Raw genomic sequence first — 11,546 nt, 5'->3', positions numbered from 1 at the left:
CGACCCGTCAGGGGAAGCCCGCGCAGGCTCCACATGACTCCGTCGGGGCGAGCCCTCCCTCGACACAATGGGGGCAGAGCCCGGACCTCACGATGACCCGCTGCCGTCAGCGGTTCCTTCCAGAGACCGGTTCATGTCCCTCGCCATGGCACCCAGGTGCCTCAGCGCCCCAGGGGCGAGAGAGGGCAGCAACGGGATCGTGCGAGTCCACTCCTCGGATCGCAAGAGCCCCAGCGCGATGTGCCGGGCCGTCTCTTCGCCGGGAGGGCTGCCATCGCCGGAGGCGTGGGCGAGTGCCAGGCAGGTGCGGATCACCCGGTCGTCGGAGCCGCTGTCCGTGGCCAGCGCCACCTGGGCGCCCGCCAGGTACGCGGCAGCGGTACGGAGCGCCGTCGCTCGGCCGTCAGGCGTCCGCGCACTGTTGGCGTGCCGCCACACGGCGGCGGTGTCGCCGTCCATCCCGGCCAGCAGGGCCAGTTCCGCCGAGAGCTGTGATTCCGCCTCCAGGGCGCGCCGCCAGCTGTAGACCGAGCCTTCGACAGCCTCCGCGGCTTCGTCCGGAAGGCACCCGAGCCGTGACAGCAGGGCGAGGACGGCCCTCGACCGTGCCGAAGCCGCCGTGGCGGGGTCGGCGATGTGCATCGCGGCGCGACGGAGTACGTCGCTCAGCTTCGGGGCAGGGGCCCTGACGTCCGGGAAGGCGAGAAGCAGCGCCGCCAGTTCGGGGACGCGGTCGAGTGGGTCGCCCCGGGCCCCGATCCGCCGTGCGAGGGCCTCCACCAGAGGCCCGGCGACGCGTGCCGCCGCCTCCGGACAGTGTCGTAGGAGCCCGGCGGCGACAGCCGTCAGCCCCTGTCGCCGTTGCCTCGCGGGACCTCCCATCGCCATCGCTGTCGCTGCGGGCTCGTCCCCGGTGTGGGCAAGAGCCTGGGCCACGGCGTACGCCAGGTCGGGGGCGGCACCGTCGGGCACCAGGCGGGCCGCCGCTCGCGCGTAGCGGGTGCCCTGGTCGTCGTACCCGGCGAGGGAGCAGCCGAGGGAGAGGGCCGCCAGGTGCCGCGCACGGGCATGTGTGTCGGGCAGGTTCCGCGTGAGCGCTTCGGCCTCGTCCGACGCACCTGCCGCGCCCATGGCCTGGCAGAGGTCCGCCGTCCAGCCTGCCGGCAGGGACGGGGTGTGCGCGGGCTGTGCTGCGGGGCGGTTCCGCAGGGCCGCCTCCAGGAGTTCGCGGCTGCGGAGGAGATGGCCCATGCCCAGCTGGTCGTCCGCCTCCAGGAGCAAGGGGAGGAGAAGCCGGTCCGGGCGATCGGGGTACGGGCTGTCGCCAGGGCGCGGCAGACCGGTCGATGGCCGGTGCGGCTTCGGGCGGCGGGATGTGCGCTCGCGCCGGGGTGGGAGTGGGGGCTGGGTGTCCTCGGGTTCTGACGGTGTGGGCCGTGGCGTCCGGATGGCTTGCGCCTTGCGCACCTTGTACGCTTTGCGCGCCTTGTCCGATGCTTCGCGCTCGGCGTCACCGGCCCTGCGCTTCGCCTTGCGTTTCTCGGCAGCATCGTCCGCTTCCTTGCTCCTCCATCGCGCCATGGCTTCCTCGGCGTCTTCCTCGGCTGTGTCGAGGGTCCACTGCGCCCTCTCCGACAAGCGGTCCCCGAGGACCCCGATGCGCAGATCTTCCGGCAGTGCCTCCATCAGCTGTCTGATGCCGCCCGGGTCGCCCCTCACGCCCATGTCGGCTGTGGCCCTGGCAAGGCGCGCCAGTGTCCCGGCGAGTTCACGGCGCAGGTGGGCCCGATCGGCTTCGGCCAGGGCATCGGACGGGGAGACGGATATCGTCAGGACGTCGATCACCTTGCGCAGCCGGGCCCGGGCCTTCCGCAGTTGTTCGGCGGCTCGGCCATGTCGCTGGGCGGGCAGAGCGATCAGCGCCGAGGCCGCGGTGGCGAGGAGGTCGACCGCTGTCAGCCCTTCCTCGTCGCCGACTTCCTCGCAGATGGCCTCGATGCGATCACCGGGGTACGGGCCGAGAGAGGGCGCGGCCTGCGCCAGCGCGCCGTACAGTTCCACCGCCACGGTCCGGGCACGCAGGTCGCCCGCACTGAGTGTCTCCGCCCGGCAGTGCAACGCCATCACAGCGTCCAGCCTCCCTGCCGCCTCGGTCATCGCCGCTGTTCCGGCGGCCGGGTCCTGAAGCACGGCGAGGAGCAACGGCCGGGCGGCGCCGGGACCGAGCAGACGCGCGAGCGTTCCGGCAGCGTGGAGGATCCGTGCGTACGACTCGGGGTCTCGTAAGGAACCGGGAAAGCCCTGGTGGGCCCGGTCCTTGACCAGCCACTCGACTGTCTCCTGCACGACGACGTCGACATCCGGGTCGGTCGGTCCCACAGGGGGCTGCCCCGCGTACGCCAGTTCCACCGCCACGTCCGCCAGGTGCACCGCCCTGCCGAAGGCGGTGGGCGCGGAGCGGGCCAGGCCGCGTGCGCGCTCCGCGTCCCCGAGTCTGACGAAGAGGGCGGCAGCCCCGTCGGGCACGTCCGCATCGTGCGCCTGGCGCAGCAGGGACCGCGCGCCGCAGAGGCGTACGAGGGTCGCCAGACCATCGGCATCGGACGGGACGTCCACCGCTGCGCCGATCTCCTTCTCGAAGGAGTCCAGTTGGGCGAGCGCGACGTCCGGCCCGGCCGTGCGGGCGAGTCGGCGCAGGCGGGGCAGGTCGAGGACGTACGCGGCGCGTTCGGCGGTGCCGGTCAGCAGACGGAGCTGATGCCTCAAGGGGTACGGCGGAGTGCCGTCCGGCCAGCCCGCCGCGCACCACCTCCGCGACCAGGCCAGCAGTTCCCGGGTGTACCGCCGGACTTCTGCCGCTCCCAGGTTCTCGCGAACCGCTCGGACGAGTCGGGAGTCCGCCAGGGCATACGTAGGGGACACCGGATCCTCGGTCACGAGAGCGCGGCCCGTCGGGCCCTGCGCCAAGCGGTCGAGGTGGTCCGCGGAGAGCCCGGTCAGCTCCGCCAGGTCCGTCGTCCGCAGGCCGCCGTCCGCTACGGCCAGCAGCCCCGCGACCGGTTCGCCCAGCGCGGTGGCGTCCGGTGCGGGCTGACGGATCTGCGGCACGCCTTCGACGGGGAGGAGGGTCCGCAGATACCGGCTCTGGCGCAGTGGATGCCGCTTCGCGGGGACATCAGGGGGGAGGGGGGCACAGCGCCGCAGCGAGACGATGACGCGCGTGTTGGGTGGCGGCCGGGAGGGCAGAAGCGCGGCGATGCTCTCGCGCCCGGCCCTCCGGACGGTTCCGGCCCGACCCGTGGACGTGGCCCCGGGGTGGGCCCCGGAATCCGGTGTCCCGCTCTTGCCCATGGGCCCCGACCAGGCCACATCGTCGTCGAGTCCGTCGACCACGAGCAGGAGATTCCGTCCGTGGCGTGCGCTCTTCGCGGCGACTTCGGCGAAGAGGGCTTTCCATCCTTGGGTGCCACGCGGGACAGGGCTCCGGGACCTGCCGAGGAAGACGTCGGTCTGACGGACGATCTCCTCCGCGAAGTCGGCGCGTGTGTCCGTGCCGTGGGCCGCGGAGACGAAGAAGGTCAGGACGTCGATGTCGGCCGGGGGCCGATGGCGGATGTACTCGGCGAGCAGCGTTGTCTTGCCCACGGGGCGGTCGGCGTGCCAGCACAGGTAGGAAGGCGCCTCGGGGCGGGAGTCCTGGGCGAACCGGTCCATCTCCGCACGCTCGTCCGCCCGCCCCCGGACCTCGGCGGCGGAGGAGCCGGGGGCCGACCGGTGCAGCCCGATGAAGCGGAGGCCGGGGTCCGCCGTCCGCCGGTTCACGTGGATCTGCCCGTGCTTCGCGGCCGTTGCTTCCTCGTGAGCCGCGCGCAGGGCGGCTTCCCACACGGCGTCCGGGTAGATCGTGGAGCCGACCGCGTTGCGCATCATCGCTACTACGGTCCAGAAGTCGCGGGCGCGATCCAGCGAGGGGACCGCCTTCCCCTTGATCCAGCCTCTCAGCGTCGTGACAGAGGAATCCAACTGCCCGGCCACTCCGGGATAGGTCAGCCCTGCGGCTTCCCACGCCCCTTGCAGCATGCCATGCAGTGCGTCTCGCTCGCGTCTCACCGAAGCCGCCACCGTCCCGCCCCTGTTCTTGTCCGTGCCCGTGTCCATCTCTGTGTCCGGTGCCCGGAAATCCAGCCGCCGCCGTATGACCTCAGGGCGCTGACGTGCGGAAATCGTGGCACGGAGGTCGGCGCAACTCGCCTTCACCGTGCCGCCGCCGCCAGTCTGGAGCCATCACCCCAGCAGCCGAGAACCGGCTCCGGACATAAGGATGGCCCGTGTTCCCGTTCCACCAACTACTCCATTACACGCTGCGCTTGAGCAGGTCAGCCAGCGTTCTCCACGCGGTCGTCCTGCTCGCCGTGGCCCTCGTCTCCGTCCTCGCCTCCGCACCGGATCGCCGCGAGGACGCGTGGACGAGGCTCAGCATCCTCATGCGTCGACAGCCACGTTGAGGGCGGGACGGAGATTGCGTACGACGCCAGGTGGATCGGCCGCGTCCGCGCTTGCAGGGGGTCGCTGTTCAAGGGAATCGGCTGCGGGTCTTTTGCTGGAAGTCGGGTGCTTGGAGGGTGCTCCATTAGATACGGGTGAGCATCTCCTGACTCAGGTGGCCTGAACTCGCCCCCAGGAGCGCCCATTGGTGTACTACTTCTCCCGTGCTGCCCCACCCATCCACGCCGTGTCGGGGCCCGCAGCTCTGCATCCGCGGTGCTGCGGGCCCCGACACGGAAGGAGAGAAATGGCGAAAGCAGCACGTGAGTGGCTGGGGCGGCGCGGGGAGGACCTGGTCCTCCTCGTGGTGGCGGCAGTGGTAAGCGCATTCGTTGCCAAGGTGGTCGACTACCTCTGCTAGACGGCCGTTCTCGACGCAATCAACGCGTCGAGAACGGCCTGCCCCAGCAACGAGTGGTTCCCGTCCCGTGCGCTCGGAACGGGAACCACTCGCAACTCACCGTTCTCCGGTGGAGTACGGCCGGGGTTGCCGAGACATCGGCAACCCCGAAGTTTAGATCCTGCGTCGATATTTACGGCCGGATGGTCCGCTTCCGGCACGGACAAGCGGCTTCAAGTCCCGCCAAAGCACTTCCCGCTCACTGCGGGAGTGGCCCGTCGGGAGCCTGAAGGGTTCTGGAATGGGTTTTCCCCGCGTGGGCGGGGGTGTCCCGCACTCCGGATTTCATGGAGTGCGGGACAGCGGCTGGAAGCCGCGGAACGCGCCCCCGCCAGCGCCACCACCTGTTAGTTTCATGCCGGTTGGTCCAGAAGGAGGTGTCACGGCGTGCACGAGGCCCGACCGCTGGTTCCTGCGGGGCAGCGCCTCAGCTGGGACCCTCGCTTACAGCCATGTGTCCCCGCCGTGGCCCTCGACGGCGCGACGGCGCACCACTCCCTGTGCGGGCTCTTCACGCAGGCCGACGATCTGGCCGCCCTCGACTGTGCCTCGCCGGGCGAGACCGTCGCCGTCATCGAGTACTTATTGGCCATCTGCTTCGCCGCCGGCATCTGTCCGTCCTCCGACGAGGACTGGACGGCCTGGATCCTCGGCGGCAAGACCCTCGCCCCGGTCTCCGATTGGCTGTCGCGGCAGCCGGCGGACTCCTGGGACCTGTTTCACCCCACAGAGCCCCTGGCGCAGAATTCCGATCTGGCGAGGGATCTCCGCAAGAGCGGCACCGGCACCGCCCAGCTGATCATCGAGCATGCCGGTGACTACAACCAGCACTTCGACCATCATCACCTCGAACGCGACAACCCGCTCCCGGCGGCGGACGCGTTCCGCGCCACCCTCACACAACATGTCTACGGCCCTTATGGCCGGGCCCGCATGTCCGGGGATCTGCTCGGTGCCAAGATCACCAACCTCGCGGCGGGACGGCTGGTGGGACGGATCCGGGTCGTCGCCCTGGGGCGGACGCTCGGCGAGACGCTGCGCCTGAACCTCTATCCGCCCGACGGGCCGGGGAAGCCGCTCAACACCTCCTGGACCACGGACGGTTTCGAGCGGCGCCGGTTCAAGGAGAAGCCGAAGCCCAGGGCGCCGCGAAGCTCCGCGGATCTGCACAGTTCCCTGGGACGTTCCGTACTGCTGCGTCCGGCACCAGGGCCGCATGGGCAGGTCCTGGTCGACCGGGTTCTGATCGGAGCCGGTGAGGTACTGGAACTCGACCCGGCGCGTCATCTCCAGGACGCCGTGTACAGCAAGACGACGACCGGCGTGGCAAAGCCGCTGTGGCCGTCGCCCAGCCGGGCCCTCTGGCAGCAGGCCCATGCCCTGTACGGCGCGGTCAGGGACGACCGGACCGGGATGTACGCGCGGCTGCGGTCGCTTCTCCCGTACCGGCGAACAGAGGTGGAGGACCCGTACGAGGAGACCCGGCAGGGTGCGCCCTACCAGCTCTGGGCTGTCGGGCTGCTGGCCAACAAGGCGCTCCCGGTCATCTGGACCCATGGCGCCTACCCGTACGCCCCGGGCATGGCCGCGCATCTCTACCGGGCGTCCCGCCGTGGCTCGGTCATCGCCGAATACCTGGCGTGGACCTTGAAGAAGGCGGCGATCGTGGCCGCGGAGACCGCGTTCCCCGCCATGAGGGCCGCCGAGGAAGTAGGTCAGGTGACGCGGCTCGACGCCCGGTACGCCTTCTGGCCCGCGGCCGAGGAACCCTTCCACGAACTGCTGGACGACGTGATCGACCGGGGGTTCGAGGACGACGACGACCCGGTCACCGTTCCCCTGGTCGCCTACGCCATGACGCTGATGGGCATGGCTCGCACCCAGTTGCTCCAGCGCCTCGACACCCTGCCGCCCAGCGACCGCAATCACCGAGCGCGGGCCCGGGCCGTGGAGCTTTTCGAGGGGGCCATGTCCGGCAAACAGGCCCCGGCCGAGTTTCGAGGGGAGATCGCACTTGACTGAGCAGAATCTTTCGGCCGGTACGGACAGGGAGCCGCTCCACTTCCCGCACGACAGCCCGGCGCTCACCACCTGGCTCACCACGCTCGTCCGCAACCGCGAGTACGGGACACTCGCCGACCTCCGCCGGGCCCGCGTCCGGACCAACGCGCACATCCGCGCGGGCTGGTACGGCGGCGACGACCACCGCGACCTCTTCGAACAGGTGGCCTTCCTGTTCGCGCTGTACCACCAGGGGCGCCCCACCCCCTCCTACGGCCACGGCAGCCTCGGCGCCGCGGCCCGCAGGATCGGGGACGGGACCGGACACGGGCCGGACAATCCCGGCGCTCAGCGGCTCCTGGACCGTGTCGTCGCGAGCCGGCGCGTTCCCTGGCGTCACCTCCAGCACGCGATCACCCGGCTCCGGTCCTGCGAACAGCCCCCACCGTCCTGGGCCGTCCTGACCGAGGACCTCATCCAATGGAACGACCGCAGGGCGCGCGTCGCCTATCAGTGGTCGGTCGAGTTCCACACCCCGCCGGGGCGCGGCCGGGAAGCACCGGCAGAAGCCATGACGCGAACGACGACACGGAAGGACACCACCCCGTGACCGAGTCACCTCGGAGCCAGTTCCTCTCCTTGCATCTCATCGAGACCCTGGCTGCGGTCCTTCCCGTACGCGACGAGAACGGACAGCCCAAATCGCTGGTCTTCGGCGGTGTGGAACGCCACATGATCACAAGCCAGGCCCGCAGGCGCGCCGAGCGGGTCCACGCCCGCAACCGGGCCAACGCCGGCCTGGGGGCGCTCAAGGGACGAAGCATGGGCGTCCGCACCCGGGAGTGGGCCCTTCTGGCCGGACGTGAACTTGAGTCCGCCCATGACTGGGACCGGGACAGGGCTCTGGCCACGGCCCGCGCGGTGATGGAAGCCAGCGGTCTCAAATTCGGCGATCCGAAGAAGAAGACCGTGGCCAATCTGACCAAGGTGCTCATCTTCGCGCCGTCCGACGCCGGAGCGAGGATCGCGCGCCATATCGTCGACCGGGCGGCGGAGGTCGAGGAGTGGCGCGACAGCTATCTCGAAGCCCAGGCGCACGCCGAGGCGGCGAAGAAAGCACGGCGCGTAGCCAGGAAGAAGGACGCGACAGCACCGGAGACGGAGGAGGCCACCGAGGAAGCCGCCACGGCCGTCGCCCTGCCTCCGCTGCCCAAGGCCACCCGCGACGCCGTTCTGCTGGCCCTCGCTCCTCGCGACGCCGTGGACATCGCCCTCTACGGTCGGTTCCTGGCCGAGATTCCCGACTCGCCGAACGTCGACGGCGCCGTCCAGACAGGGCACGCCTTCACCGTGCACGAGGCGGAGCAGATCGAAGACTTCTACGCGGCGGCCGATGACGCGAAGCTCGATCGCAAACGCAACGCTCTCGACTTCCTCGACGCCGCGGACGACGCGGGCGCGGGCATGACCGGATACCAGTCCCTGATCTCCGGCACTTTCTATCGACACGCTGTCCTCGACCGTACGCAGCTTCGCATCAATCTGAGGGCAGCCGGAATGAACGAGGCCGAGGCCGAGCAAGTGGCGTCCGAGGCCGAGAAGGAGTTCGTGAACTCCTTCGTGGAGGCATTTCCAGAGGCGAAGAAGAACTCCACCGCGTCCACCGGATCACTCCCGGCGTTCGTCCTCGCCTTCGAGGGGGAACGCCCCTACAACTACGCGTCCGCCTTTCAGAAGGCGGTCGACGAGGGGCCCTTGTCAGTTGGTGGGGAAGGACCGGCGGGACCCGCCGCCGTACACAGACTGCTGCGCCACCACACCTTCGTCAGCCGCCGGCGAGGCGATCTGCGCACCACGCGGGTGCTCACGTACGACCCTGAGATCGACCTGCTCCTGGAAGAGCTGGAGCTGCCGGAGTCGCTGTCCGTGGTGGAACGGGCCGAGGACCTCACCCCGTGAGCGACACGAACGGCTCGCACGTCCTCCTCGTCCGGCTGGCCGGACCCCTTCAGTCCTGGGGCATCACCGGCAGATTCGCCCGTCGCGACACACACAGCCGCCCCACGAAGTCGGGCGTGATCGGCCTGTGCGCCGCAGCTCTCGGGCTACCCCGGGAAGAACCTCTTGGGCAACTCGCCGAGCTGCGCTTCGGGGTGCGGGCCGACCGGCCCGGCACGTCGCTCCGCGACTACCACACGGTCGGCGGCGGAAGGTATCCGCTGCGTCCGCGTGACCTCATCACCGACCACCGGCGAGCTGCCGGAGCGACCACGGACCCACTGCCGTTGCCGCCGTCCGACGACGCCCCGGAGCCCGGTCCGTTCGGACGCGCCGAGCTTCCGGCATGGTACGGCTCACCGAAGTACGTCACCGCCGACCCCGTGTCAGGAGCGCTCGTCTCCGCAGAGGTTCGCCGCCACAGCCTGATCACCGAGCGCTGGTACCTCGCCGACGCCGCCTTCCTCGTCGGTCTGGAACACCAGGACAGGGCTCTCCTGGAACGGGTCGCCCACGCCCTGGAGTACCCGAGGAGGCTGCTCTGGCTCGGCCGCAAAGCCTGTCCGCCGTCGGGGGACCTCGCTGTCGGCATCGCTCCGGGCCTGCTCAAGGAAGCCTTCGAGACACACGCTCTGCTTCCCGACGCCGTCGGACATGAAGCCGAACCGTCGGCTGCCGTGCCGCGCGTACGCCCATGGGCCTGGATCGAGAGTCGGCGGCCACTGCCCGGCGTCGGCCCCCTGTCCGACCAGCCCGTGCACTTCGGAGCGGACGGAGGGACCCACAGCCTCCGCTGGGAGACCCGCCACCGCATCACCATCGCCGCGCATGCCCGTGGATGGGACATCATCCTGTGAACACGAACACCGCCGTGTCGAATGCGCCGTCGGGCGCGGGTGGGGCCGCCAGATTCGTCGCCGCGCAGACCCTGCTGACCCTGGATGCCCGTCATCCGTTCGCCGGGAAATCACTCATCGACGCACAGGACATGCACCGAACCGTCATGAGCGGCTTCCCCGGCTGGGTGGACGACGGCAGCTCGGACCCGCGTGCCCAGATGGGCATCCTGTCGACCTGGACCGTCGACCTCCGTCAGGCGCGGCTCAACCTGGTCGTCCAGTCGTCACTGCCCGCCGACTGGAGCGGCATCCCTCGTGCGGCCCTGGCCGAGAAGCCGGAGCCCCTCACCCTCGACCGCACCTTCCGCTTCGGCGACCGGGTCGCCTTCCGCACGGTTGTCAACCCCGTCCGCAGTATTCCGCCTGCACCGGGCTCGCCGCCGAAGACCCGGGGTACCCGCGTCCCCCACACCCGCCCCGAACATGTGAAGGGGTGGTTCGCGCGCCGCCTCCAACCGCCCGGCGAACCCGCGATCGCCCCGGACGGCGTCATCCGCATCGGAGCGGACACCGACACCGATCGGATCGCCGTGCGCATGCTTCCGAGCGTCTCAAGCCCGGCACCGCACAAGGGTCTGCGCATCGCTCGCGCGGAAATCAAAGGCACCCTCACGGTCACCGACCCCAAGGTGTTCGTCGCGGCCCTCGCCCAGGGCATCGGCCACGCGCGTGCGTACAGCTGCGGGCTGATCCTCGTCCGCTGAATCCCTTCGACCGCCGGCCGGAGGCGGACGTCCTCTCTCGCGGATGCCGCCTCCAGCGCTCGGCGTCGCCGGCGGAGCCCTCCAGGAACGAGCAGACAGGGACGCGGCACTCGGGAACCCATGCACACGCGACGGAGGGACGGTGGCCCGTGGGAGAGACGGGGCATTGGCCGGTCGCGGACGACCCGCCCCACCCGACCCTCGTCCAAGGGCCCGGCGGAGCCTGTCCGGCCGACACCGGGCGGAGCCGACCGCAGGAGCACGGCGCCGAGGGCGGCACCCGGCTCGTGGCGGGCCCGCCGTCCGGAAGGACCGTGGGTGGCAAGGCGGCCCGCACCCTCGCCTGTCAGCCGGTCCCCGGCTTCCCAGTCTCCGTGACCCACTCCCGCTTCGTGTCCGTGGTGCGCTAGATACCCCGGAATCCGCTCCCCAGGCAGCCGCCGATCGCCATGGCCGCCACCACGGCCGTGAGGGCGAAGAGCAGCCTCGGTGTCAAATGAAGTCCACCCGTGCCGGAGGCACGGAGAACATCTCCGTGTCCATGCCTGCCGACCTCCTCACCGAGCTTCGCTCACGAGCCGGACGCCGTGGCGTGTCCAGCTACATCACCGAGGCGGTCCGACACCAACTCGCCATGGACGGCCTCGCGGAAATCGTTGCTTCGCATGAGGCTGATCACGGCGCCTTGACGGAGCCAGAGGTCGAAGAAGCTCGTCGCGAGCTGTTCGGGGAAGACCACTCTCAGGACGCCGGACGGGACGCTGCGTGAAGGAGCAGCCCGCCTGGTCGCTGGTGCTCGACGCCCAGGCGCTCGCGCTGCTTCGGGAGGCAGGTGGACTGCAAGGGCACATGTACGCCATTGACGCCCTCGTCGCCGCACTCGCGCTCCGTGTCCGGGCCCCGGCGGTCGTCCTGGCCTCCGACCGTGACGACTGGTCGAAGCTCTACGCGAGCCGCGTGATCATCAGAGAGGTGTGAGCGCCACCGACGTCCAGGGCC

Annotated in this window: 7 protein-coding genes and 1 pseudogene; 7 read left to right on the top strand and 1 reads right to left on the bottom strand. The window is 70.4% G+C overall.

Annotation, left to right across the window (positions count from 1 at the left end):
* Positions 1-87: 87 nt before the first annotated feature.
* A complete protein-coding gene (locus tag ABZX40_RS05980) occupies positions 88-4,080 on the bottom strand; it encodes an ATP-binding protein (RefSeq protein ID WP_355737547.1) in 3,993 nt (1,330 codons plus the stop codon).
* A gap of 1,330 nt (positions 4,081-5,410) precedes the next feature.
* Between ABZX40_RS05980 and ABZX40_RS05975 the strand changes: the two genes are divergently transcribed.
* The 7 genes and pseudogenes from ABZX40_RS05975 to ABZX40_RS05945 all read left to right on the top strand — a co-directional run.
* The gene (locus ABZX40_RS05975; RefSeq protein ID WP_355737549.1) at positions 5,411-6,967 is read left to right on the top strand and encodes a type I-E CRISPR-associated protein Cse1/CasA; all 1,557 of its coding nucleotides are present in this window, start codon (positions 5,411-5,413) and stop codon (positions 6,965-6,967) included.
* On the top strand, positions 6,960-7,556 hold the full coding sequence (gene casB / locus ABZX40_RS05970; RefSeq protein ID WP_355737552.1) for a type I-E CRISPR-associated protein Cse2/CasB: 597 nt from the start codon (positions 6,960-6,962) through the stop codon (positions 7,554-7,556). Before ABZX40_RS05975 ends, casB begins: the two co-directional genes overlap by 8 nt.
* Positions 7,553-8,905 (top strand): type I-E CRISPR-associated protein Cas7/Cse4/CasC, encoded by a 1,353-nt coding sequence (locus ABZX40_RS05965; RefSeq protein WP_355737555.1) that lies wholly within the window; start codon positions 7,553-7,555, stop codon positions 8,903-8,905. Before casB ends, ABZX40_RS05965 begins: the two co-directional genes overlap by 4 nt.
* On the top strand, positions 8,902-9,801 hold the full coding sequence (gene cas5e / locus ABZX40_RS05960) for a type I-E CRISPR-associated protein Cas5/CasD (RefSeq protein ID WP_355737558.1): 900 nt from the start codon (positions 8,902-8,904) through the stop codon (positions 9,799-9,801). Before ABZX40_RS05965 ends, cas5e begins: the two co-directional genes overlap by 4 nt.
* Positions 9,802-9,815: 14 nt before the next feature.
* The gene (locus tag ABZX40_RS05955) at positions 9,816-10,547 is read left to right on the top strand and encodes a type I-E CRISPR-associated protein Cas6/Cse3/CasE (protein ID WP_355737560.1); all 732 of its coding nucleotides are present in this window, start codon (positions 9,816-9,818) and stop codon (positions 10,545-10,547) included.
* A 496-nt stretch (positions 10,548-11,043) separates the two neighbouring features.
* On the top strand, positions 11,044-11,316 hold the full coding sequence (locus ABZX40_RS05950; protein ID WP_355737563.1) for a hypothetical protein: 273 nt from the start codon (positions 11,044-11,046) through the stop codon (positions 11,314-11,316).
* Positions 11,317-11,354: 38 nt separating this feature from the next.
* Positions 11,355-11,525 (top strand): annotated as a pseudogene (locus tag ABZX40_RS05945) (DNA-binding protein); the annotation flags it as partial.
* Positions 11,526-11,546: the final 21 nt, after the last annotated feature.

This window comes from Streptomyces sp. NPDC004610 (genome assembly GCF_040609715.1).
GTDB lineage: Bacteria > Actinomycetota > Actinomycetes > Streptomycetales > Streptomycetaceae > Streptomyces.
The sequence above is the reverse complement of the archived record's forward strand: the minus strand, read 5'-3'. Positions and strand labels throughout refer to the sequence as shown.

Coding starts and splice junctions, on each gene's coding strand:
- ABZX40_RS05980 (WP_355737547.1), bottom strand. CDS start 4,080: ATGCTGCAAGGGGCGTGGGAAGCCGCAGGGCTGACCTATCCCGGAGTG.
- ABZX40_RS05950 (WP_355737563.1), top strand. CDS start 11,044: ATGAAGTCCACCCGTGCCGGAGGCACGGAGAACATCTCCGTGTCCATG.